Raw genomic sequence first — 23,318 nt, 5'->3', positions numbered from 1 at the left:
CCAACAGACCAGAGCCCATGACCCGCATCGAGTTTTACGTGCTTCCCGGCGAGCAGCCTGCCGCGCGCCTGCAGACCGCCTGCCAGCTGGCCCTGAAAGCCTGGCGCCAGGGCCTGCCGGTATTCCTGCGCTGCAGCGATGCGCAGCAGTGCCGGGAGCTCGACGAGCTGCTCTGGCAGTTTCGCCGCGACACCTTCGTGCCGCACAACCTGCATGCCGACGATCCGCTGGCGCCGGTGGTGATCGGCGAGAATGAAGCGCCCGCCCAGGCCAACGGGGTGCTGCTCAACCTGGGCCACGACCTGTCCGGGCATCTGGCGCAATTTCAGCGCATCATCGAGATCGTCGACCAGCAGCCCGAATTACTGGCCGCCGGGCGCGAGAATTTTCGCAGTTATCGCCAGCGCGGGTATGATCCGCGCCGTGTAGAGCTCTAAGAGCAAGTCATGGACAGCAACCCGCCCAAAGACAAACCGGCCCAGCTGCTCAGCGATCTGGAATCGATCCGCCAGTTGCTCGAGCCTGAGCACCCCGAGCCGCCGCTACTGACCGATGCGATCAATCCGCAGGACATTCCGCTGCTCTCCGACATCGTTACTCCGGCAACAGCCGCCCCGCCACGGCCATCAGCACCGGCTGCCGGGCCGCAATCCCTGGCGATCAATCCGCTGGACAGCGCGCTGCGGACCGCGGCCGAACTGCTGCTGCAGGAGGTCATCGATGATTTCGTGCCGCAGATCGAAGCCGAGCTCCAGCGCCGCCTGCAGGGCCGGCTGGATCTCCTGATCAAGCAGCACAAGCCCTGAAAACCGGCAGTTTCCGCCGGTTCCAGCGCGGCCAGCCGCACCTGCCTGCAGCCTGAAGCTTACGGCCCGAGGCCTTAAACCGTTATACTCGCCGGCTTTCCCGATCAGCCGCCAGAACGGTCCCGCCACCCATGGACAAGACCTACCAACCCCACGCCATCGAAACTTCCTGGTACCAGACCTGGGAGCAGAACCACTACTTCGCCCCGCAAGGTTCCGGCGAGCCCTACACCATCATGATCCCGCCGCCGAACGTCACCGGCAGCCTGCACATGGGCCATGGTTTCAACAACTCGATCATGGACTGCCTGATCCGCTTCCGCCGCATGCAGGGCCGCAACACCCTGTGGCAGCCGGGCACCGACCACGCCGGCATCGCCACCCAGATGGTGGTCGAGCGCCAGCTGGCCGCCGAGGGCATCGGCCGTCATGATCTGGGCCGCGAGAAGTTCCTGGAGAAGGTCTGGGAATGGAAGGAGCAGTCCGGCGGCACCATCACCCGGCAGATCCGTCGCCTGGGCAGCTCGGTGGACTGGTCGCGCGAGCGTTTCACCATGGACGAGGGCCTCTCGGAAGCCGTTAAAGAGGCCTTCGTGCGCCTGCACCAGGATGGCCTGATCTACCGCGGCAAGCGCCTGGTCAACTGGGACACCAAGTTCCACACCGCCATCTCCGACCTCGAAGTGGAAAACCACGACGAGAAAGGCAGCCTGTGGAACCTGCGCTACCCGCTGGCCGACGGCAATAAGACCGCCGACGGCAAGGACTACCTGATAGTCGCCACCACTCGCCCGGAAACCATGCTCGGCGACGCCGCCGTGGCCGTGCACCCGGAAGACGAGCGCTACAAGGCGCTGATCGGCACCTACGTCGAGCTGCCACTGGTTGGCCGGCGCATCCCGATCATCGCCGACGACTACTGCGACCCCGAGTTCGGCACCGGCTGCGTGAAGATCACCCCGGCCCACGACTTCAACGACTACGAAGTCGGCAAGCGCCACAACCTGCCGCTGCTCAACATCTTCGACCAGGACGCCGCCGTGCTGGCGCGCGCCCAGGTGTTCAATTTCGACGGCAGCGTCAACGCAGAGATCGACGGCAGCCTGCCGGCGCAGTTCGCCGGCCTGGACCGCTTCGAGGCGCGCAAGCAGATAGTCACTGCGTTTGAAACCGCCGGCCTCCTCGAAAGCATCGACGCCCATGCCCTGAAAGTGCCGAAGGGCGACCGCTCCGGCACCATCATCGAGCCCTGGCTGACCGACCAGTGGTACGTCGCCACCAAGCCGCTGGCCGAGAAGGCCATCGCCGTGGTCGAGAGCGGCGAGATCCAGTTCGTGCCCAAGCAGTACGAAAACATGTACTTCAGCTGGATGCGCGACATCCAGGACTGGTGCATCAGCCGTCAGCTGTGGTGGGGTCACCGCATACCGGCCTGGTACGACGAGGCCGGCAACGTCTATGTCGGCCGCGACGAGGCGGAAGTCCGCGCCAAGCACAATCTGGGTGACATCGCCCTGCGCCAGGACGAAGACGTGCTGGACACCTGGTTCAGCTCCGGCCTGTGGACCTTCTCCACCCTCGGCTGGCCACAGCAGACCGACTTCCTCAAGACATTCCACCCGACCGACGTACTGGTCACCGGCTTCGACATCATCTTCTTCTGGGTCGCCCGGATGATCATGCTGTCCACCCACCTGACCGGGCAGATCCCGTTCAAGACCGTGTACGTGCATGGCCTGGTGCGCGACGGCCAGGGGCAGAAGATGTCCAAGTCCAAGGGCAACGTGCTCGACCCGCTGGACATCGTCGACGGCATCGACCTCGAAGCCCTGGTGGCCAAGCGCACCAGCGGCATGATGCAGCCCAAGCTGGCCGAGAAGATCGCCAAGCAGACCCGCGCCGAATTCCCGGAAGGCATCGCCGCCTACGGCACCGACGCCCTGCGCTTCACCAACCTGGCGCTGGCCTCCACCGGCCGCGACATCAAGTTCGACATGGGCCGCGTCGAGGGCTACCGCAACTTCTGCAACAAGCTGTGGAACGCCGCCAACTTCGTTATCGAGAACACCGATAACCAGGACACCGGCATCAATGGCGAAGCCGTCGACCTGTCGCCGGTCGACCGCTGGATCATCTCCGCCCTGCAGCGCTGCGAGCAGGACGTGACCCGCCACCTCGACGCCTTCCGCTTCGACCTGGCCGCGCAGGCGCTCTACGAGTTTATCTGGGACGAGTACTGCGCCTGGTACCTGGAGCTGGTCAAGCCGGTGCTGTGGGACGAGAACGCACCGGCCGAGCGCCAGCGCGGCACCCGCCGCACGCTGATCCGCGTGCTGGAAGTCATCCTGCGCCTGGCCCACCCGTTCATGCCCTTCATCACCGAAGAAATCTGGCAGCGCATCAAGGCGCAGGCCGGCAAGGACGGCGCCACCATCATGTTGCAGGCCTGGCCGGTGGCCGTTGATGCCCGCATCGACGACGCCGCCGAAGGCGACATCGAGTGGGTCAAGCAGCTGATGCTCGGCGTCCGCCAGATCCGTGGTGAGATGAAAATCTCCATGGCCAGGCGCATCGACATCATCGTCGCCAACGCCTCGGCCTCCGACCTGCGCCGCCTGCACGACTTCGCACCGCTGCTGAACAAGCTGGCCAAACTGGAGTCGGTCCGCGTACTGGCCGCCGGCGAAGAGGCACCGATGTCCGCGACCACCCTGGTCGGCGAGATGGAAGTGCTGGTGCCGATGGCCGGGCTGATCGACAAGGACGCCGAACTGGCGCGCCTGGACAAGGAGATCCAGCGCCTCTCCGGTGAAGTGCAGCGTGTCGGCGGCAAGCTGGCCAACGCAGGCTTCGTCGCCAAGGCGCCAGCCGAGGTACTCGACAAGGAACGCGCCAAGCTGGCCGAGGCCGAACAGGCGCTGGCCAAGCTGGTCGAGCAGCGCGAGAAGATCGCCAACCTGTGAGGTGCATGAAGCACCGGATGGTGCAATCCGGTGCTGTATTTGCTGGCCCCGACTGCGCACCCCAGCGCAGCACTTTGCGCGGCACAGGACTACGGGTATGCGCGCCGCGCCTGCCTTTAGGGCCAGCCTGCGGCTGTACTCCGGGCGGGCTACTTTTTCTTGCAGTGCGGCAAGCAGAAAGAAACGCACCGGACATCCGCCCCCCAGGCGCCAAGCGCTCAAGCTGCGTTCGCTCCAGCGGCTTGGCAGAACGCCGCCACAAACCAGCAGGTGCCGGGTCCAGATCCTTTGTCATCCCGGCAAAAAATCACTGCCCTGAAACCAGGGCGGCCAGGCCTGTGCTAGAAAGAACCCCAACTACCCGCGCAACGCGCATGTACAAGGAGAGCCCGACATGACTTATCTGGTAATCGGCCTGCTGCTTTTTCTCGGCATGCACTCGGTGCGCATGCTGGCCGACGGCTGGCGCAGTGAACGCATTGCCGCCTGGGGCGCCCTGCCCTGGCGCGGCTTCTACAGCGCCGTTGCACTGCTGGGTTTTGCCCTGATCGTGTGGGGCTACGCGCAGGCACGTCTCGACGCCCAGCCGCTGTGGAACCTGCCGGCCTGGGGGCGCGGCGCAACCGCCCTGCTGATGCTGGCAAGCATGCTGCTGCTGAGCGCCTACGCGATCAAGCACAGCCATATTCGCCTGCTGGTTCGCCATCCGATGCTCTGGGGTGTGCTGCTGTTTGCCCTGGCGCACCTGCTGGTCAACAGCAGCCCGGCCGACCTGCTGCTGTTCGCCAGCTTCGGCCTGTGGGCGGCGTTCGACCTGGCCAGCTGCTACCGGCGCGACCGCCTCAACCAGGTGGTGTATCCGCAGCCGAAATGGAGCGCCACCGTCATCAACCTGGTGGCCGGCATCATCCTCTGGGTAGTGTTTGCCCGCGTGCTGCACCTGTGGCTGATCGGTGTGTCGCCGCTGGGGTAGCTGCGGGGCGGGGGGGCACGATTCCCCGACCCGCACCCGCCAGCACCCGCGGAACCGGCAATGGCTATGTGTCTAAAAAGGGCGCAACTAAATGACTCCGACCCCATTAGTTAATGCCTGAACGGGGGTTCTATGGACAAGAAATCGGTAGTGATCGTCGGCGGCACAGTTGTAATGATTGTTGCTGTACTCGCAGGCCTGTACTGGAACAGGCAAACCGTGCCAGTTAACGATGCGGTCCCGGGGACAATTGCCATAACAGGCGTTTCGCTAGTCACCGCAATCCTCTTTGGCGCAGTTGCTCGACTCCGCGCGACCCTGATTGCCCTGATTGTGGGTTCGGCATTGGCCGCCGGTGCCCTCCTGGACGCAACCATCCATTTCTTCGTGCCGCCGGAAACTGCAAACCTGTTTCCTTTCGTGGTCATCGCGCTGGGCGTCATGGGCGCCCTGGCTGGACTTGTCGGGGGATTGCTTGGCCAGGGCATCGTGCGGCTGCTTGGCTCGGCCGAGTCGAGCGGCGGCAGATAACCCTTCGCAGCAGGCGCGCCGGCCCTGGCGACAACTCCGCCCGGCGCCCGCCAGCGCCAGTTGAACCGGCAACGGCTATGCTTCCAGACAGCGCGGGCATGTGCGGAGGGCGACTGGCCATGCTGAAAACCTATAGCGGCAGCTGCCACTGCGGTGCGGTGACCTTCGAGGCGGATCTCGACCTGGAGCAGGCCACCTACCGCTGCAACTGCTCGATCTGCCGGCGCACCCGCTTCTGGCCGGCGATTGCCGGTGCCGAGGGCTTTCGCCTGCGTTCCGGCGAGGATCAGCTCAGCGAGTACCGGTTCAACACCCGGCAGAACGTTCATTACTTTTGCAAGCACTGCGGCGTCCGCCCGTTCGGGGTCGGCAACGACACGCCGATGGGCAAGCTGTACGGGGTGAACATCGGCTGCCTGGAGGGCCTGAGCGAGCAGGCCCTGGCGGAGCTGCCGATCACCTGTGTCGACGGCCTGCATGACCGCCTGGCGCCGCCCGAGTTCTACGCACACCTGTAAGCGTGGCCGGCTGTGCCGCGCGGGGAGGCTTGAGATGGCAAAGTACCGGCACGCGTTGCCGCAGTTGGGTGGTGGCTGCTTCCTGGCCGATGGCGGCATCGAGACCAGCCTGATCTTCCACGACGGCCTGGAGCTACCGCACTTCGCCGCCTTCGATCTGCTGCGCACGGCGCAGGGTGAGGCGGCGCTGCGCAACTACTTCCGTCCCTATGCGCAACTGGCCCGCCGGCACGGCGCCGGGCTGGTGCTCGAGACACCGACCTGGCGCGCCAGTGCCGACTGGGCCAGGTTGCTTGGCTACGATGCCGCCGCGCTCGCCGAGGCCAATCGCCGGAGTGTCGCCCTGCTCGAGGCCATCCGCGCGGAGTTCGAGACCGTCGCCACGCCCATCGTCATCAGCGGCTGTATCGGCCCGCGCGGCGATGGCTATGTGCCCGGGGAGCGGATGTCCGCCGCGCAGGCCGAGGACTACCACGCCGCGCAGGTCGCGAGCTTCGCCGACAGCGCCGCCGACCTGATCGGTGCGATCACCATGAACTATGCCGAGGAAGCCATCGGCCTGGCCCGCGCGGCGCAACAGGCCGGGCTGCCGGTGGTCATCTCCTTTACCCTGGAAACCGATGGCCGGCTGCCGACCGGCCAGCCGCTGGGCGAGGCGATCCTGCAGGTGGATGCCGCCACCGCGACTGGCCCGGCGTACTACATGATCAACTGCGCCCATCCGGCGCACTTCAGCACCAGCCTCGCCGGCGATGAGCCCTGGACCAGCCGCCTGCGCGGGCTGCGCGCCAATGCTTCACGGATGAGTCATGCCGAACTCAACGAGGCCCCCGAGCTCGACGCCGGCGATCCGGAGGAACTCGGCCGCGACTATGCCGCGCTGAAGCAGGAGAAACTCCGCCACCTCAACGTCTTCGGCGGCTGTTGCGGCACCGACCACCGGCATGTCGAACAGATTGCCCGGGCCTGCCTGCCGCTGTTCCGCCGGGCGGATTGAAACCCCTCGCCCCGGCCCTCTCCCGCAAGCGGGAGAGGGGGTGACTGATGCGCCACGGGAACGGCATCAGGACTGTCATCCAGCTGTCACCTTGCCGCCATATGCTGGCAAAAATCCAGCCGGGAGTCGCCGCATGTCCAGATCCGTCAACGCCATCCTCATGGCCCTGTGCCTGTCACCGCTAACCGCCCTGGCCGAGGTGCATATCGCCGGACCGGTCGAGTACGGCCTGTTCCAGAGCCCGGTTGCGGAGTACGCCGCGGGCGAGCGGCTGCTGACGCAGAACACCCAGGCCATCGAGCAGACCACGCTGATCCCGGCGCGGCTGGGCAGCCGCTTCGGCTTGCGTTACAGCCTGAAGGGCAAGCAGCCCGGCGAGGCGCCGCTGACCCTGCTGTACCTGACGCCGGGAATAACCACGCCGGATGGCCTGCGGCATGACAAGATCGTACTGGAGCAGCCACTGGCCGCCAACGCGAGCCAGGATGTGATGGCCTTCGAGTTCAGCGAGCCATACGAGGTGGTCGCCGGGACCTGGGAGTTCATGGTGTTCCAGGGTGACCGCCTGCTGGCCCGGCAAAGCTTCGAGGTGCGCTGACCGGCCCCGGCACGCACGGCAGGGCTGGCCGTGCGGGATGGCAGCAGTTAGGCTCGAACGCTGCCCACTGCTCCGGAGCGCACATGAACCTGTCACTGCTCAGTCGTTACGCCTGCTTCGCTACCTGCGTGCTGGTCACGCTGCTCAGCCTGGCCCTGCTGCCCCAGTATCCGGATGTGTGGCCGCTGGCCCTGCTCGGCGGCGCGCTGAGCCTGCTGGGCGTCTTCGACATGCTGCAGACGCAGCAATCCTTGCGCCGCAATTACCCGATTCTCGGGCATAGCCGCTATCTGCTCGAAAGCATCCGCCCGGAGATCCGCCAGTACCTGATCGAGGGCGACCGCGAGGCGCTGCCCTTCTCCCGCGCCCAGCGCTCGCTGGTCTACAGCCGCGCCAAGAACGTCAACGCGGACAAGCCCTTCGGCACCCTGATCGACGTCTACCAGGAAGGCTTCGAGTTCATCGGCCATTCGATACGGCCTGCCGCGCACAGCGACCCGGCCAGCTTCCGCGTGCAGATCGGCGGACCGCAATGCAGCCAGCCCTATTCGGCGTCGATCTTCAACATTTCGGCGATGAGTTTCGGCGCACTCAGTGCCAATGCCATCCGCGCCCTGAACAAGGGCGCCAGCCTGGGCGGCTTCTACCACGACACCGGCGAAGGCAGTATCAGCCCCTACCACCTCGAGCATGGCGGCGACCTGGTCTGGGAAATCGGCAGCGGCTACTTCGGTTGCCGCAACGAGACTGGCCATTTCGACGCGCAACGGTTTGCCAGCCAGGCCGTCCTGCCGCAAGTGAAGATGATCGAAGTCAAGCTCAGCCAGGGGGCCAAGCCGGGGCATGGCGGCATCCTGCCCAAGCACAAGGTGAGTGCCGAGATCGCCGCGACCCGGGGCGTGCCCATGGGCCAGGACTGCGTCTCGCCGGCCGCACACAGCGCCTTCTCGACGCCCCTGGAGTTGCTCCGCTTCATTGCCCGCCTGCGCGAACTGTCCGGCGGCAAGCCGGTCGGCTTCAAGCTGTGCATCGGCCACCCGTGGGAATTCATGGCCATCGCCAAGGCCATGCTGGAGAGCGGCATCCTGCCCGACTTCATCGTGATCGACGGCAAGGAAGGCGGCACCGGCGCCGCGCCCCTGGAGTTCACCGACCACATCGGCGCACCGCTGCGCGAGGGCCTGCTGTTCGCCCATAACACCCTGGTCGGGCTGAACCTGCGGGACAAGGTCAAGCTCGGCGCCAGCGGCAAGATCATCAGTGCCTTCGACATCCTCAGCGTGCTGGCCATCGGCGCCGACTGGAGCAACTCGGCACGCGGCTTCATGTTCGCCATCGGCTGCATCCAGAGCCAGAGCTGCCACACCAACAAGTGCCCGACCGGCGTGGCCACCCAGGATCCGCTGCGCCAGCGCGCTCTGGTGGTGGAGGACAAGGCCACGCGGGTCTGCAACTACCAGCGCAACACCCTGCGGACCCTTGGCGAGATGCTCGCCGCCGCCGGCCTGGAGCACCCCGAACAGCTGGAGCCGCAACACCTGGTGCGGCGCATCAGCGACACCGAGGTACGCCTGTTCTCGCAGGTGCATGTGTTCCTCAAGCCGGGCGAACTGCTGCAGGAGGACATCCCCTACCCGTTCTACCGCAACATGTGGCGCATGGCGCGCAGCGACAGCTTTGCGGCCAATCCGGCATGAGCGCGCGGGCAGGTTCCACCGCCCGGCACAGGGCTGCGCAACGGAGGTAGCAGATGCGCAAGATCCGCTTCGTGTGTCTCGACTGGGGCAGCACCCTGATGTCGGAGGCCGGGCCGCAGGACCTGCCGATGTGCCAGTGGCCGCAGGTCCGGGTCATCGACGGTGCCCGCGAACTGCTCGCCGCACTCGCTGCCGAGTACCCGCTGTGCATTGCCAGCAACGCCAGCCTGTCGCGGCGCGGCGAAATCGAGCAGGCCCTGGCCCGCGGCGACCTGCTGCAGTACATCAGCCAGGTCTTCTGCTTCAGCGAGATCGGCGCGCAGAAGAGTGAGCGCGCGTTCTGGGAAGTGGTCACCCGCACCCTCGGCTGCAGCACCAGCGAGATCGCCATGCTCGGCGACTCGCTGGAGCAGGACGTGCTCGGCCCGGCCAGCCACGGCGTCTTCGCGGTGTGGTTCAACCCGCAGGCCGCCGCGGTACCGCCCGGCACGCAGGCGATCAGGCGGCTGGAGGACTTCATCCCGCTGCTGCGCGATGCCGGCTGAGCGCTGCCCCAGCAGCGCAACCGCGCCAGACGGCGCGCCCTGTGGCAAAATCCGCAGCCTTCCCACCGCCCCAGGAACTTTCCCGCGTGAGCCCATTCGACGTCATCATCATCGGCGGCGGCGCCTCCGGCCTGATGTGCGCCATGCAGGCCGGCCAGCGCGGCCGCCGCGTGCTGGTGCTGGATCGCAGCAACCGGGTCGGCAAGAAGATCCTCATGTCCGGCGGCGGACGCTGCAATTTCATGAACCTGGCGGTGACCCGCGACAACTTCCTTTCGGCGAATCCGCACTTCTGCATTTCCGCGCTGAAGCGCTACACCCAGTGGGACTTCCTCGCCCTGGTCGACAAGCACGCGATTGCCTGGCACGAGCGCAAGCACGGCCAGCTGTTCTGCAACGACTCGGCGAAAGACATCCTCAACCTGCTGCTGAGCGAATGCGCCGACGCCGGCGTGGAGATCCGCAGCAGCTGCGAGATTGTCAGCGTCGAGGCGCTGGTCGACCAGCCGCAGCGATTTGCCGTGCATACCAGCCTCGGCCAGTTTCGCGCCGAATCGCTGGTGGTGGCCACCGGCGGCCTGTCGATCCCGACCATGGGTGCCAGCGGCTTCGGCTACGACCTCGCCCGCCAGTTCGGCCACAGCCTGTTGCCGACCCGTGCCGGGCTGGTGCCGTTCATGTTCAGCGACGGCTTCAAGGCGATTTCCGAGCGCCTGTCCGGGCTGGCCAGCGAAGTCGTGCTGGAAAACCCGCGGGCGAGCTTTACCGAGAACATCCTGTTTACCCACCGCGGCCTGTCCGGCCCGGCGGCGCTGCAACTGTCCAATTACTGGCTGCCGGGCGAGTCGCTGCAGGTCAACCTGTTTCCCGGCGAGGACCTGCCGGCCTGGCTGCTGGAACGCAAGAAAAGCCAGCCGCGTTCGCTGCTGCGCAGCCTGCTGGGCGAGCGGCTGGCGCGCAGCCTGGTCGAGGAACTGCAGGCGCTGTTCTGGCCCGCCCATGCGGAAACGCCGATGGCGGAAATCCCCGACGCCGTGCTGGCACAGATCGCCGGGCACCTGAGCGGCTGGGAGCTGCGCCCGTCGAGCACCGAGGGCTATCGCACCGCCGAGGTCACCCTGGGCGGGGTGAACACCGACGAGGTGTCATCGAAGACCATGGAAAGCAAGCTGCAGCCCGGCCTGTACTTCATCGGCGAAGTGCTGGACGTCACCGGCCATCTGGGCGGCTTCAACTTCCAGTGGGCCTGGTCGTCCGGGCATGCGGCCGGGCAGGTGGTGTAGGGCGGGTGAAACCCGCCTTCCCCCACCCAACGGCCGGCACCTTGTCCACGTCCCCGCGGGTTGCACCCGCCCTGCGCAAGCTGCGAGGATGTTGCCCGCGCGCGCAGAAAATTCGGTCTGCAGCGGGCCTGATCCATAACCATCCAGCCTGTCGCTTGCAGTGAGAGAATAATGAAAATGGGAAAAACCCTCCGCCTGACCGGCCTCCTGGCGGCCGCCCTCACCAGCCTGCTGCTGAGCGGCTGCAGCAAGACCGGCGACAGCCCCGCCCCCGGCCTCATGGAAACCCGGGCGATTGCCGAGGAAGGCTTCGTCTACGGCCTGCCGATCGTGATGAACTACGCGGTGATGCAGCAGTTCTCGGTGAACAAGGACTCCGGGCAGTACAAGGCACCGTTCAACAGCCTCTACAACGATTCCCGCGTGTTCACCTACAAGGACACGGCGATCGTCACCCCCAACAGCGACACGCCCTACTCGATGCTCTGGCTCGACCTGCGCGCCGAGCCGATGGTGATCTCGGTGCCGGCGGTGGACCAGGATCGCTACTACTCGGTGCAGCTGGTCGACGGCAACACCTACAACTACGGCTATATCGGCAGCCGCGCGACGGGTATCGAAGCCGGTGACTATCTGGTCGCCGGGCCCGGCTGGGCGGGGGAGAAACCGGCGGGAATCCGCCAGGTCTTTACCTCGACCACCCCGTTTTCGCTGAGCATCTTCCGCACCCAGCTGTTCGACCCCGCCGACATGCCCAACGTGCAGCGGGTGCAGGCGGGTTACCAGGCCCGGCCACTGTCCGCGTACCTCGGCCAACCTGCCCCGGCCGCCGCGCCGGCGATCGACTTCCTGCCGGCCAGCACCGCCGGGATCAAGGACAATTTCTTCGAGTACCTCGACGCCGCCCTGCACTTCATCCCCGCGACGCCGGACAACCAGGCGCTGCGCAGCCGGCTGGCGAGCATCGGCATCGGCCCGGACAAGCGCTTCTCCTTCAAGGACCTCTCGCCGCTGCACAAGGGCGCCTTGCTGCTGGGGATGAGGGCTGGCAACGAGCAGGTCGATACCTTTCTGGCCAGTGGCCTCAAGGAGATCAATGGCTGGAAAGTCGGCTCGCTGTTCGGTGACCGTGACTTCTTCCAGGGCAACTGGCTGAAGCGCGCGGCGGCCGCCAAGGCCGGCATCTACGGCAACGATGCGGTCGAAGCCATGTATCCGGCCAGCCGCAACGACGCCAGCGGCCAGCCGCTGGACGGCAGCCGGCACAACTACACGCTGACCTTCGCGGCCGGCCAGCTGCCGCCAGTGCACGCCTTCTGGTCGGTGACCCTGTACGACGGCAAGACCCAGCTGCTGATCGAGAACCCGCTGAACCGCTACCTGATCAACTCGCCAATGCTGGACGCCATGCAGCGCAATACCGATGGTTCGCTGACGATCTATATCCAGAAGGATTCGCCCGGCAAGGACAAGGAAGCCAACTGGCTGCCGGCACCGGACGGGCCGATCTACCTGGTGATGCGCCTGTACTGGCCGAAGACCAGCGCGCCGTCGATCCTGCCGCCCGGCGCCGGCAGCTGGCAGCCACCGGCCATCATGCAGGCGCTGTAACCCCACCCGACGCCTGCCGGCGGCAACGGCCCCAGGCCGGCGCCGCCGACAGCCACCCTTCCAGGACAGCCTGCCGATGCCGCGCCTCGTCACTTTCGTGTTCTGCCTGCTGCTGTGCCCTGCGCTGCTGGCGGAAGATGCACAGATCGCGCGGCTGCTGGCCGACAGCGGCGTGCAGGGCACCCTGGTGCTGAGTTCGCTAAAGGGCGGGCAGACCTTCATCCACGATGATGCGCGCGCCGCCCGGCGCTTCAGCGCGGCCTCGACCTTCAAGATCCCCAATACCCTGATCGCACTGCAACTGGGTGTGGTGGCTGGCAAGGACTCGCCCTTCCACTGGGATGGCACGCACTACGGCATCGCCAACTGGAATCAGGACCAGACCCTGGAGACAGCCTTCCGCGTGTCCTGCGTCTGGTGCTACCAGCAGCTGGCCGGCAAGATCGGCCAGGCGGCCTATCGCGACTGGCTGCGGCGCATCGGCTACGGCGTGCTGCACGAACCCTTCACGCTGACCCGCTTCTGGCTGGACGGCGCGCTGCAGATCAGCGCGCTGGAACAGGTGGCCTTCCTCAAGCAGGTCTACCAGCGCCGGCTGCCCTTCCGCCCGGCGGCCTACGACAGCCTGCAGCAGATCATGCTGAGCGAGCAGACCGGTGCCTACCGGCTGTTCGCCAAGACCGGCCTGGCCGGCGACAGCCCGCCGCAGGTCGGCTGGTACGTGGGCTACGTGGAAACCGCGGAGGATGTCTGGTTCTTCGCCAGCAACCTGGATATCCACGACGCGCGGCAGCTGCCCTTGCGCCTGGCGCTGACCCGCGCGGCATTGCAGGCCAAGGGCGTCTTTAATGCAGGCAAGGATCTCACAGGGGAACAACCATGAATGCACAAGGCAGGGGCCGGCAAATCCTCATCCACGGCCTGGCACTGGTCCTGTTCGGGCTGCTCTGGGGCCTGGCCGTACCGCACACGCCGTTTCCGCGCCTGGCGCTGGGCGCGCACATCCAGTTCGCCATCAACGGCATGCTGTTCATCCTCATGGCGGTGCTGCTGATCTCCCTGCCCCACGCCGTGTCCGCCCGCGCCGCCTTTGTCATGTGGCTGGCCGCCTGGCTGACCTGGCTGATGGGCTTTTCCGAGGTCGCCAACGCCTGGTGGGGCACCCGTGAAATCCTCCCGCTGGCGGCCCAGCAGGCCGGAGCCAGCGGCGCCAGCGCCTGGCAGGAACTGCTGGTGACGCTGGCCCATGTGCTGTCCGGCACTGCGCTGCTGCTGGCCTGGAGCCTGCTGCTGGCCGGCTTTGTGAAGCACCCGGGGCAGCCGCGCTAGCCGCTCCGCCAGCCACACGAGCAGCACCACCCGAACCTGAAGCGAGCCGGCCCACGCCCATGAATATCGAAAAAATCACCCTGCACGGCGCCGGCGTCCGCCTCGAGCCGCTGGCTGCCAGCCACCTTCCCGGCCTGGCGGCGGCCATCCGCGACGGCCAGCTGTGGCAACTGCCGGTAACCAGCGTGCCGCACCCGGATGACCTGCCCGCGTTCCTCGAGCAGGCCGAGGCCCAGTTCCGCGGCGGTCACGAGCTGGCCTTCGCCACCCTCGACAGCGCCTCCGGCCAGGTGGTCGGCAGCACCCGTTTCCGCAACATCGAGGCGGCGCACCGGCGGCTGGAGATCGGCTTCACCTTCATCGCCCGCACCTGGCAGCGCAGCCACGTCAACACGGCCGCCAAGTACCTGATGCTGCAGCATGCCTTCGAGCACTGGCAGTGCAACCGGGTGGAATGGCTGACCGACTTCCTCAACCACAGCTCCCGCGCGGCGATTGCCCGGCTCGGCGCACAGCAGGAAGGCATCCTGCGCAGCCATATGCTGATGCGCGACGGGCGCCGGCGTGATTCGGTAATCTTCAGCCTGCTGGCGGCCGAGTGGCCAGCCGCCAGGGCCCGTCTGGCCGCCCGGCTGGATGCCGGCAGCCGCACACTCCCTCCTTCACCGTGAGCAGAACATGATTCTCGAAGTTGCCATGCTGCAGATAAAACCCGGCCAGACCGTGCAGTTCGAGCGGGCCTTTGCCCAGGCGCAGGCGATCATTGCCGGCATGCCCGGCTACCTCGCGCACCAGTTGCAGCGCTGCCTGGAAGCCCCGGACAAGTACCTGCTGCTGGTCAACTGGCAGCGGCTGGAGGATCACACCATCGGCTTTCGCCAGTCGCCGCAGTATCAGGAGTGGCGTCAACTGCTGCATCATTTCTATGAGCCGTTTCCCACGGTTGAGCACTTTGCCCGGGTGCACCCGGATTCGCCGCTGCCCGGCTGAAGACCCAACGCTTGCAGGCGCCCGCTGTCGCCTGCCCACGTTCGACCGCTTGCCAACCCGCAGCCCTGACGAGAACGCCAGATGACCGACGAATCCAGCCACAGCCATGCCGGGCATGCACATGCCCACGGACACAACCACAGCCACAGCCATGCCCCGGCGAACTTCAACCGGGCCTTTGCCATCGGCGTTGCGCTGAATGTCGGCTTCGTGCTGATCGAGGCCCTGTTCGGCCTGCTGGCCAACTCGCTGGCCCTGCTGGCGGACGCCGGGCACAACCTTAGCGACGTGCTCGGCCTGCTGCTGGCCTGGGGCGCCAGCGTGCTGGTGCAGAAAGCGCCGACCCAGCGGCATACCTATGGCCTGCGCCGCTCCTCGGTGCTGGCTGCGCTGTTCAACGCGCTGCTCCTGCTGCTGGCCGTGGCCGCGATCGCCTGGGAAGCGCTGCTGCGGTTCAACGACCCGCAGCCGATTGCCGGTGGCACGGTGATCGTGGTGGCGGCCATCGGCATTGCCATCAACGGCTACACCGCCTGGCTGTTCATGTCCGGCAAGGACGGTGATGTGAACATCCGTAGCGCCTACCTGCACATGGCCGCCGATGCCGCCATCTCGCTGGGCGTGGTGCTGGCGGCGATCGCCATGCTCGCCACTGGCTGGCTGTGGCTGGATCCGGCAGCCAGCATGGCCATCTCGCTGGTGATCGCGATCAGCACCTGGGGCCTGCTGCGCGAATCGCTCAACCTGGCGCTGGACGCGGTGCCCGGGCATATCCAGCCGGCCAAGGTGCAGGCCTACCTGGAGAGCCTGCCCGGCGTGGCCGAAGTGCATGACCTGCACATCTGGGCCATGAGCACTACCGAGGTGGCACTGACCGCGCACCTGATCAAGCCGGATGCCGCGCTGGACGATGCCCTGCTGGCGCGGATCAACCAGGAACTGCACACGCAGTTCGACATCCAGCACACCACCCTGCAGTTCGAGCGCGGGGACAGCGCCTTCCCCTGCCGGCAGGCCCCGGCCGGCAGCGTCTGAGCGCACAACGGCCCACCCTGCGCCGAGGAGCACGGCAACATGGCAAAACCGCCGAACCAGGATCAAACCCGCGAGGCCGGCATCGTCGAGTCCTGGCACGCCAATGCCCAGCCCTGGGTCAGTGCCGTGCGGACCGGGCAGATCGCCAGCCGCCAGTTGGTGACCGATGCGGCCATCATCGACGCCGTGCGGGGCCGGGCACCGGCATCCGTGCTGGACATCGGTTGCGGCGAGGGTTGGCTGGCGCGGGAACTGGCGGCCCGGGGCATCCGGGTGAGCGGGATCGATGCGGTCGCCGAACTGGTGCAGGCGGCCAGGCAGGCCGGTGGCGGCGACTTCCGGGTGATGACTTACGCAGAGTTGGCCGCCGGCCAGTTCCCCGACGCGGTGGACTGCGTGGTGTGCAATTTCTCCCTGCTCGGCAAAGCGTCTGCCGAACAGGTCGTGCACGCCGCCCGCGGGCTGCTGACGCCGGCCGGCTGCTGCATCGTGCAAACCCTGCACCCGCTGCAGGCGTGTGGCGAACTGCCCTACGCGGATGGCTGGCGCGAAGGCTCCTGGCAAGGCTTCAGCAGCCACTTCCGCAGCCCGCCGCCCTGGTATTTCCGCACCCTGGAAAGCTGGACAAGGCTGTTCGCCAGCGCCGGATTGCGCCTCTGCGAGCTGCGCGAACCACTTGACCCACGCACCGGGAAACCGGCTTCGCTGATTATCCTCGCGGTCCGCGCCTGAGCGGCGCGGAGCGCCCGGCGCTGCAGCCGCTGACGCTCAGTGCGTGTATTTCTGCAGCAGGGCGGCGTAGGTGCCATCGGCGCGCAGCTGCGCAAACGCCTGGCGCAGGGTCGCGACCCGGGCCTCTGCGGTACCCGCGCTGAAGGCGAAGTAGTACTCCTCGCCCGCGGCGCCGAGGGCGACGGTCGGGACAAAATCGCTGACCGCAAAACCGGCTTCCCTGACAGCGGCAGCCAGCTGCAACTGGGTCATCGGGATCAGGTCGATCCGCCCGAGCATCAGCTTCTGGATGTTCTGCACATCGCGGCCGGTGACCAGCTCGAGGTTCTTGCCAAGCACGAAACCCTGCCCGAGCAGATCCTGGGTCGAGGCATCCTCCAGGGTATTGCTGCCCACCTTGTAGCGCTTGGCCTCCTCGAGGGTGCGCGGCTGGATGTCGGGGCGCCGGGCCAGCCGGTAGAGCAGGACTTCACGGCCAAGGATCGGCGCCACCCACTGGAACTGCGGCTCGCGTTCGGTGGTGCGCGCCAGGCTGAAGATCAGCACGTCCGGCTGCTTCTGCGCGGTCAGGTAAGCCCTGTTCCAGGGCATGAATTCGATGCGCGGCTGCTCGCCGAGCAGCGTCAGGGCAGCCTGCAGCAGTTCCACGGCAAAGCCCGCAGGTTGACCGTCGTGCTGATAGTTGAAAGGCGCCCACTCCTCGGTGACCACCCGAAAGCTCGCACTGGCGTGCAGCGGCATGGCCAGCAGCATCAGCCAGAGCAGCACTACGGCAGGAATATTTCGCATCGGCAGACTCCCCGGGGACAGGCGTTGCAGTAAAGCAGACGCAGCCGTGATGCTGCCCTGACACCGGTCAAAGCGATGCAGGATCAGCCGCCGGCGCAAACCCTGCCCCGAGCGCCTGCCGCCCCGCCGCGGGCGCGTCAAAATACCGTCCAGAAGCAATCCAGACTGATCGACTGCGCTGCCGGCGCAATTTTATGGAACTGCCGGAGAGCCCGTCTATACTCGCAAAGGTCAATCAACCGAGGCTATATCATGAGTATATTCAAGACCTTATCTGCAGCTGCGATTCTCGTATCGATCTCCGCCTGCGGCGTGAATGCCACCCAGGGCGTCGTCAAACCACCGGCGCAAACCTCCGGCCCGTTTGGCATGATCACCCATGACGACATCACCACCGAGGGCGACAAGGCCTTCTCCGGGGTACACAAAGTCGTCATCGGCGCCTTCAAGGTTGGTTTCATCACCGCCAAGGAAGAACAGGAAAAGGCCGGTACCGGCATGGGTGGCCGCTCCAACGCAGTGCTCGAATTGCAGGGCCTGACCCCCGCGGTGATGCAGGAGATCACCGACAAGGCCTACAGCGACCTGCTCGCCAAGCTCAAGGCCGACGGCTACGAGGTGGTGGACCGGGCACAGCTGACCGGCAGCACCGAGTTCGCCAAGGCCACTCACGAGGCCTCGCCACTGACCGAGGAATCCTCGTTCTTCGGCAGCAACAACGACGTCACCTATGTCGCGCCGAAAGACATCGGCAAGCTGTACTTCTTCCTCGGCGATACCGGGCCGAGCGGCGGCTTCGGCTTCGACAACCCGACCACCGCGGCCTCGACCTTTGCCGAGCAGGCCAAGCTGCCAGTGCTGTCGGTGTCCTACACCCTCGACTTCGCCTCGAAGAACGGCTCCGGTGGCAGCTTTGCCAGTACTTCCGCGCTGGAAGTCGGCCAGGCCCTGTCGGTCATTCCGGGCAGCGGCATCAACCTGATCGGCGGCGCCGCCGGCACCTTCAGCAACGCCAACGGATCACTCAAGCTGGGCCAGGCGATCACTTCGCCGGATGCCTTTGGCGAGATCGAGATGACCACCTCGGAAACCATGAAAGTGCTGGAAACCGCCAGCAACGTGGCAGGCGTGCTGCTCGGCGCCGGCACCAACCAGAGCCGCGATTTCTCGGTCAAGGCCGATCCGGCGCGCTACAGTAGCGGCGCCGGCGGCATCCTGCAGAAAGCCAACGGCGACCTGTTGCAGCGGATGCAGGCCCTGCGCTAACCCGACACCTCACCAAGGAGTTGCATGGACACCCAGGCACCCCTGAACGCTGCCAGCTTGCGCCGGGTACAGGCCCGCGGGCTCGACTTCCGCGTGTTCGATCAGGGCAGCGGTTCGCCGCTGCTGTTGCTGCATGGCTTCCCGGACGACCTGCACATCTGGTCGGCAGTGATCCCGCCGCTGCTGCACGCCGGCTACCGGGTAATCGCCTTCGACCAGCGCGGCTGCGGGGAAACCAGCATGCCGGCGGCAACCGCGCAATACCGCATCCGCCAGATTGTCGATGACATACCGGCGCTGCTGGCGGCGCTCGGTGTCAACCAGCCGGTGAACGTCATCGGGCATGACTGGGGCGCGGCGATTGCCTGGGCCTTTGCCCTGTATCACCCGCAACAGGTGCAGGCGCTGGTGGCGGTCTCGGTGGGGCACCCGCGCTGCTATGGGCGGGCCGGGCTGCAACAGAAGCTGGTCAAGGGCCTGTACACCCTGTGGTTCCAGCTGCGCGGCCTGGCCGAGTGGTACCTGCTGCGCGGGGGTGGCCTGGCGCGCTGGCTGGGCAACGAGCCGGACCGCGCACGAATAGTCGAACGGATGGCGCGGCCTGGCCGGCTCACTGCCGGGCTCAACTGGTACCGGGCCAACCTGCTGGACGTGGTACTCGGCCACTGGCCGCGCTGCAGCCGCCCGGCACTGGGCATCTGGAGCAGCGGTGACAAGTTCCTCACCGAAGCGCAGATGCGCGATTCGGCGACACAGATGGACGCCGCCTGGGCCTACCAGCGCATCGAGGGCTGCGGCCACTGGATTCCCAGGGAGCAGCCGGAACGGCTGGCGGCGCTCGCGCTCGACTGGTTCAGCCAGCATCCCGTCACGGGTACCGGCGACGGCGGTGCTGCCAACCGGGACTGAACTGGTCTATACCAATCAAACGCAGGGGAATGCACAGCTCCTGCGTATAGGCTTTGAGCATCCCGCTTTCACACTCGAGGAATCCCCATGAAAAACTTCACCAAGCTGCTTGCCTGTACCGTTCTGCTTGGCGCCAGCGGCCTTGCCCTGGCTGCCGATACGGGCACTGCGCAGATGCCAATGCAGGACCAGATGCCGATGAACGGGCAGATGCCGATGGGTGGACAAATGCCGATGCACGGGCAGATGCAGCAGAACATGCAGGAGCACATCAAGCAGATGGACACCAATGGCGATGGCAACATCTCCAAGCAGGAGTTCATGGCCAACTGCGAGAAGCGCTTCGCCAAGATGGACAGCAACGGTGACGGGCAGATCAGCCAGCAGGAGCGCCAGCAGATGCGCGACCAGTGGATGCAGCGCAAAGGCCAGCAACCAGGCGCCACCGGGACGCCGTGACGCCTGCGTAAGCAATGTCCGGCAGTCCGACTGACGAGGCCTTGATGACGCGCGTGCAAGAGGGCGACCAGCAGGCCTTTGCCCTGCTGGTTGAGCGTCACCTGCCGCGCGCCTACGCCATTGCCCACCGGGTAGTCGGCCAGCGCGCCGATGCCGAAGATGTCGCCCAGGAAGCCTTCACCCGGGTCTGGACCCAGGCCCGCGCCTGGCAACCCCGGCGCGGCAGTTTTGCCGCCTGGCTGGGGCGCATCCTGGTGAACGCCAGCCTGGATCACGCCCGCCGGCAGACGGCCCGGCGGCAGGTTGGCGATGCCGACAGTCTGCTGGCTGAACTGCCCGATCCGGCCGCCGATCTTTCCACCGCCCACAGCCTGACCAGGCAGGCCGCGGCCATCGACCGGGCCGTGCAGCGCCTGCCCGAGCAGCAGCGCATGGCGGTGGTGCTCTGCTACTTCGAAGAACACAGCAATCCGCAGGCGGCGGCGCTGATGGGGCTGCATGTCAAAGCCCTGGAAGGCCTGCTGGTACGCGCGCGCAAGCAACTGCGCGGCTGGCTCGGCCAGCACCGCGAGGAGGCATGATGAAGCACTTGCACACCCCTCGCGAGCCGCTCCTGCAGGGCAGCCCGCGTCCCGTGCCACGGCCCGACCTGGCTGCGCAGATCATTCGCCAGGCGCTCGCCCAGCCGCAGCAGCAGGGCTGGTTGCCGCGCTGGCAACGGCTGCTGGAGGAACTGGGTTACGCCTGGCCGTACAAACTGGCCAGCCTGGCGCTGTGCGCCGCGCTCGGCGTGTTTGCCGGGCAATGGCAGGACAGCAGCGACACCACCGAATTGCTGCTCAGTGCGCAGATGCTCGACAGCGCGCTGGGCACGGAGGAACCATGAACAAATCCTGGCTACTGGGCGGCGCCCTGCTGCTGTCGCTGGCCGGCAATGCCTTCCTGGGTGGCTGGCTGCTCGGCAAACCGGCGCACTTCGCGCCCATGCACCCCGGCGCCGAGGGCCCGCGGTTGCAGCACATGCTGGCGCGCATGCAGCAATTGCCGGAGCAGCAGCGTCAGCAGATCCGCGAAAAAATGCGCGAGCACGCGCCGCAAATGCGCGCGCTGGCCGACCAGGGGCGCGAGCAGCGCCAGCTCATCGAGCAACTGATGGGACAAGCCGAGCTGCCGCGCAGCGAACTGCAGGCTGCCTTTGCCCGACAACGCGAGCTACAGGCACAGATGCAGGAACTCAATCAGCGGATGCTGCTGGAGATCGCCGGGCTATTGCCGGCAGAACAGCGCGTCGAGCTGCTCAGGGCCGGGCCGCACGGCGCTGGACGCTGAGCTGGCGCGAACTACCTGGCCTGGCTGCGGCGCAACTCGACGAACAGCGCCTCGACCTTCTGCCGGGCCCAGGGCGTCTTGCGCAGGAACGACAGGCTCGACTTGATGCTCGGGTCGTTCTTGAAGCAGCGCACATCCACCTGCCGGGCCAGGCCGTCCCAGCCATGCCGGGCCACCAGCTCGGTGAGCAGGGCTTCCAGGGTAATCCCGTGCAGCGGATCTTTGGCGTTCACCGGCGGGCAACTCCTTGGGCAGGGACAGCTTGAAGACAAGGCGCGGCAGCTTAAAGCATGCCGGCACGACCGACCAGCGGGCTATCTGCCCCGGTCGCACTTTTCGGCTTGGCAGCGCACCTTACGGAACTGCGCGCGGCTGAAACCCGGACTCTGCGCCAGACCACTCCCTTGGGTAACAGCCTCGCCAAGCCGCTGCACACAGCCTACCCGCAGTGTTCAGGCTGCTTGTCGCAGAGCATCCGGATCTGCAACGCAGGGAACACTGACCAGCATCCGGCTTGTCGCCCGAGGGATCCGCAAGCCGGCTCAATCACCCAGTAAACGTAGACCGCAAGTGGCATTCCATATCACAAACAAGAGCCGCAGCCGCTTAGCAGCCGGCACATTTTTTGCGATAAGATTCACAAAAACAAGCTGCAACCCAGAGCCAGGACATAATGAAAAAAACAGGCCCACTAGCAAACCAATCTGTACTTTCGCGCCATTTCCAGGCCTGTACTGCAATCGCACTCATCAGTGCCTGCATTCCCACCAGCGTGTGGTCGCAAACCTGGCTGACCGGCGGCACAACCGCCTACAATACCGCCAGCAACTGGACACCTGCCGTGGTTCCCGGCGCCGGCGCCACCGCCATCTTCAACACCACCGGCGGTAACCAGCCGGTGCTTAGCGCCAATGCCACCATCGGCACGGTCGACATGTCGGCCGGATCCCTGACCATCAACAACAACATCACCTACACCGTACAGACGGCCTTCAACATGAGCGGAGGCTCGCTGCTGGCAGTCGGCAACGGCGCAATCAGCCTGAATGCAGGCGCCCTGTTCAGCACCAGCGGCGCAAATGACCTGGCCATTGCTCCACGTATCATCGGCACTGGCGGCCTGACCCAGGCCAGCAGCGGCACCACCTCGCTCAGCGGCGCCAACACCTACAGCGGCACCACTACCATCAGCGCCGGCACCCTCAGCATCGGTGCCGGCGGCACCACCGGCCAGTTGGGCAGCGGCGCCGTGGTCAATAATGCCGCCCTGCAGATCAACCGCAGCAACGCCGTCACCGTCGCCAACGCCATTTCCGGCACCGGCACGCTGACCAAGCTGGGCGCCGGAACCGCCTCCCTCACCGGGGCCAACACCTACAGCGGTACCACCACCATCAGCGCCGGCACCCTCAGCATCGGCGCCGGCGGCACCACCGGCAGCCTGGGCAGCGGCGATGTGATCAACAACAGCACCCTGCAGATCAATCGCAGCAACGCCGTCACCGTCGCCAACGCTATTTCCGGCACCGGTGCGCTGACCAAGCTCGGCGCCGGCACCGCCACCCTCACCGGCAACAACACCTACAGCGGCACCACCACCATCAGCGCCGGCACGCTCAGCGTCGGCGCCGGCGGCACCACCGGCACACTGGGCAGTGGCAATGTCGTCAACAACGCGGCACTGAGCTTCAACCGCTCCGATGCGCTGACCGTGAGCAATACCATCAGCGGCACTGGAACCCTGAACCAAAGCGGCACCGGAACGACCACCCTGACCGGCAACAATACCAGCAGCGGCGTCACCACTATCAGCGCCGGCACCCTGCAACTGGGCAACGGTGGCACCACCGGCCAGCTCGGCAGCGGCGCCGTGGTCAACAACAGCACCCTGCAGATCAACCGTTCCAACAACCTGACAATGGCCAACGTCATCTCCGGCAGCGGCGCGCTCAACCAGA

27 protein-coding genes are annotated in these 23,318 nt (G+C 66.3%); 25 read left to right on the top strand and 2 right to left on the bottom strand.

The window, feature by feature from the left end; all coding sequences use genetic code 11:
* The first annotated feature begins 17 nt into the window (after positions 1–17).
* The 18 genes from ISX93_RS13565 (at position 18) to ISX93_RS13480 (ending at position 16,608) form a co-directional block, all read left to right on the top strand.
* Positions 18–437, top strand: coding sequence for a DNA polymerase III subunit chi (locus ISX93_RS13565; RefSeq protein WP_195779275.1), 420 nt, complete (start codon positions 18–20; stop codon positions 435–437).
* Positions 438–446: 9 nt separating this feature from the next.
* The gene (locus ISX93_RS13560; RefSeq protein WP_195779274.1) at positions 447–806 is read left to right on the top strand and encodes a DNA polymerase III subunit chi; all 360 of its coding nucleotides are present in this window, start codon (positions 447–449) and stop codon (positions 804–806) included.
* Positions 807–937: 131 nt separating this feature from the next.
* The gene (locus tag ISX93_RS13555; RefSeq protein WP_195779273.1) at positions 938–3,769 is read left to right on the top strand and encodes a valine--tRNA ligase; all 2,832 of its coding nucleotides are present in this window, start codon (positions 938–940) and stop codon (positions 3,767–3,769) included.
* 394 nt (positions 3,770–4,163) lie between these two features.
* A complete protein-coding gene (locus ISX93_RS13550) occupies positions 4,164–4,742 on the top strand; it encodes an NnrU family protein (protein ID WP_195779272.1) in 579 nt (192 codons plus the stop codon).
* Positions 4,743–4,874: 132 nt separating this feature from the next.
* Complete coding sequence (locus tag ISX93_RS13545; RefSeq protein ID WP_195779271.1) at positions 4,875–5,273, top strand: hypothetical protein; 399 nt, start codon at positions 4,875–4,877, stop codon at positions 5,271–5,273.
* A 119-nt stretch (positions 5,274–5,392) separates the two neighbouring features.
* The gene (locus ISX93_RS13540) at positions 5,393–5,791 is read left to right on the top strand and encodes a GFA family protein (RefSeq protein ID WP_195779270.1); all 399 of its coding nucleotides are present in this window, start codon (positions 5,393–5,395) and stop codon (positions 5,789–5,791) included.
* A 34-nt stretch (positions 5,792–5,825) separates the two neighbouring features.
* Complete coding sequence (locus tag ISX93_RS13535) at positions 5,826–6,788, top strand: homocysteine S-methyltransferase family protein (RefSeq protein WP_195779269.1); 963 nt, start codon at positions 5,826–5,828, stop codon at positions 6,786–6,788.
* Positions 6,789–6,921: 133 nt separating this feature from the next.
* Complete coding sequence (locus ISX93_RS13530) at positions 6,922–7,386, top strand: DUF3859 domain-containing protein (protein ID WP_195779268.1); 465 nt, start codon at positions 6,922–6,924, stop codon at positions 7,384–7,386.
* An 83-nt stretch (positions 7,387–7,469) separates the two neighbouring features.
* The gene (locus tag ISX93_RS13525; RefSeq protein WP_195779267.1) at positions 7,470–9,083 is read left to right on the top strand and encodes an FMN-binding glutamate synthase family protein; all 1,614 of its coding nucleotides are present in this window, start codon (positions 7,470–7,472) and stop codon (positions 9,081–9,083) included.
* A gap of 53 nt (positions 9,084–9,136) precedes the next feature.
* Positions 9,137–9,628, top strand: coding sequence for an HAD family hydrolase (locus ISX93_RS13520; protein ID WP_195779266.1), 492 nt, complete (start codon positions 9,137–9,139; stop codon positions 9,626–9,628).
* Positions 9,629–9,714: 86 nt separating this feature from the next.
* Positions 9,715–10,911, top strand: coding sequence for an NAD(P)/FAD-dependent oxidoreductase (locus ISX93_RS13515; RefSeq protein ID WP_195779265.1), 1,197 nt, complete (start codon positions 9,715–9,717; stop codon positions 10,909–10,911).
* Positions 10,912–11,082: 171 nt separating this feature from the next.
* Positions 11,083–12,522, top strand: coding sequence for a DUF1254 domain-containing protein (locus ISX93_RS13510; RefSeq protein ID WP_219841027.1), 1,440 nt, complete (start codon positions 11,083–11,085; stop codon positions 12,520–12,522).
* Between the two features lie 76 nt (positions 12,523–12,598).
* Positions 12,599–13,405: a class D beta-lactamase gene (gene blaOXA / locus ISX93_RS13505; RefSeq protein ID WP_195779264.1), complete on the top strand. Its 807-nt coding sequence runs from the start codon at positions 12,599–12,601 to the stop codon at positions 13,403–13,405.
* Positions 13,402–13,851, top strand: coding sequence for a hypothetical protein (locus ISX93_RS13500; RefSeq protein WP_195779263.1), 450 nt, complete (start codon positions 13,402–13,404; stop codon positions 13,849–13,851). Before blaOXA ends, ISX93_RS13500 begins: the two co-directional genes overlap by 4 nt.
* A 59-nt stretch (positions 13,852–13,910) precedes the next feature.
* Positions 13,911–14,522 carry a GNAT family N-acetyltransferase gene (locus tag ISX93_RS13495; protein WP_195779262.1) on the top strand — a complete coding sequence of 204 codons (612 nt, stop codon included), beginning with the start codon at positions 13,911–13,913 and terminating at the stop codon, positions 14,520–14,522.
* 7 nt (positions 14,523–14,529) lie between these two features.
* Positions 14,530–14,841 carry an antibiotic biosynthesis monooxygenase family protein gene (locus tag ISX93_RS13490; RefSeq protein WP_195779261.1) on the top strand — a complete coding sequence of 104 codons (312 nt, stop codon included), beginning with the start codon at positions 14,530–14,532 and terminating at the stop codon, positions 14,839–14,841.
* Positions 14,842–14,922: 81 nt separating this feature from the next.
* Positions 14,923–15,876 (top strand): cation diffusion facilitator family transporter, encoded by a 954-nt coding sequence (locus tag ISX93_RS13485; protein ID WP_195779260.1) that lies wholly within the window; start codon positions 14,923–14,925, stop codon positions 15,874–15,876.
* Positions 15,877–15,915: 39 nt separating this feature from the next.
* Positions 15,916–16,608: a class I SAM-dependent methyltransferase gene (locus tag ISX93_RS13480; RefSeq protein WP_195779259.1), complete on the top strand. Its 693-nt coding sequence runs from the start codon at positions 15,916–15,918 to the stop codon at positions 16,606–16,608.
* Between the two features lie 36 nt (positions 16,609–16,644).
* On the opposite strand, the gene ISX93_RS13475 is transcribed toward ISX93_RS13480, so the two are convergent.
* Positions 16,645–17,397 carry a substrate-binding periplasmic protein gene (locus ISX93_RS13475; RefSeq protein ID WP_195779258.1) on the bottom strand — a complete coding sequence of 251 codons (753 nt, stop codon included), beginning with the start codon at positions 17,395–17,397 and terminating at the stop codon, positions 16,645–16,647.
* A 252-nt stretch (positions 17,398–17,649) separates the two neighbouring features.
* Here ISX93_RS13475 and ISX93_RS13470 point away from each other — a divergent pair, with 252 nt between their 5' ends.
* The 6 genes from ISX93_RS13470 to ISX93_RS13445 all read left to right on the top strand — a co-directional run bounded on the left by ISX93_RS13470 (position 17,650) and on the right by ISX93_RS13445 (position 21,360).
* Complete coding sequence (locus tag ISX93_RS13470; RefSeq protein WP_195779257.1) at positions 17,650–18,663, top strand: hypothetical protein; 1,014 nt, start codon at positions 17,650–17,652, stop codon at positions 18,661–18,663.
* Positions 18,664–18,687: 24 nt separating this feature from the next.
* Positions 18,688–19,572: an alpha/beta fold hydrolase gene (locus ISX93_RS13465; RefSeq protein ID WP_195779256.1), complete on the top strand. Its 885-nt coding sequence runs from the start codon at positions 18,688–18,690 to the stop codon at positions 19,570–19,572.
* An 87-nt stretch (positions 19,573–19,659) separates the two neighbouring features.
* Positions 19,660–20,031, top strand: coding sequence for an EF-hand domain-containing protein (locus ISX93_RS13460; RefSeq protein WP_195779255.1), 372 nt, complete (start codon positions 19,660–19,662; stop codon positions 20,029–20,031).
* 44 nt (positions 20,032–20,075) lie between these two features.
* Complete coding sequence (locus ISX93_RS13455; protein WP_195779254.1) at positions 20,076–20,612, top strand: sigma-70 family RNA polymerase sigma factor; 537 nt, start codon at positions 20,076–20,078, stop codon at positions 20,610–20,612.
* A complete protein-coding gene (locus ISX93_RS13450; RefSeq protein ID WP_195779253.1) occupies positions 20,612–20,917 on the top strand; it encodes a hypothetical protein in 306 nt (101 codons plus the stop codon). The genes ISX93_RS13455 and ISX93_RS13450 overlap by 1 nt, the downstream gene beginning before the upstream one ends.
* Complete coding sequence (locus ISX93_RS13445) at positions 20,914–21,360, top strand: periplasmic heavy metal sensor (protein WP_195779252.1); 447 nt, start codon at positions 20,914–20,916, stop codon at positions 21,358–21,360. The genes ISX93_RS13450 and ISX93_RS13445 overlap by 4 nt, the downstream gene beginning before the upstream one ends.
* 11 nt (positions 21,361–21,371) lie before the next feature.
* Here the strand turns inward: ISX93_RS13445 and ISX93_RS13440 are convergent, their stop codons facing one another.
* A complete protein-coding gene (locus ISX93_RS13440) occupies positions 21,372–21,593 on the bottom strand; it encodes a VF530 family DNA-binding protein (protein WP_195779251.1) in 222 nt (73 codons plus the stop codon).
* Between the two features lie 539 nt (positions 21,594–22,132).
* Here ISX93_RS13440 and ISX93_RS17240 point away from each other — a divergent pair.
* The coding region (locus ISX93_RS17240; RefSeq protein ID WP_195779250.1) for an autotransporter-associated beta strand repeat-containing protein at positions 22,133–23,318 on the top strand (1,186 nt) is incomplete at its 3' end.

Origin of the sequence: Pseudomonas sp. N040, from assembly GCF_015637705.1 — a bacterium.
In the GTDB taxonomy this organism is placed as follows: Bacteria; Pseudomonadota; Gammaproteobacteria; order Pseudomonadales; family Pseudomonadaceae; genus Aquipseudomonas.
The sequence above is the reverse complement of the archived record's forward strand: the minus strand, read 5'-3'. Positions and strand labels throughout refer to the sequence as shown.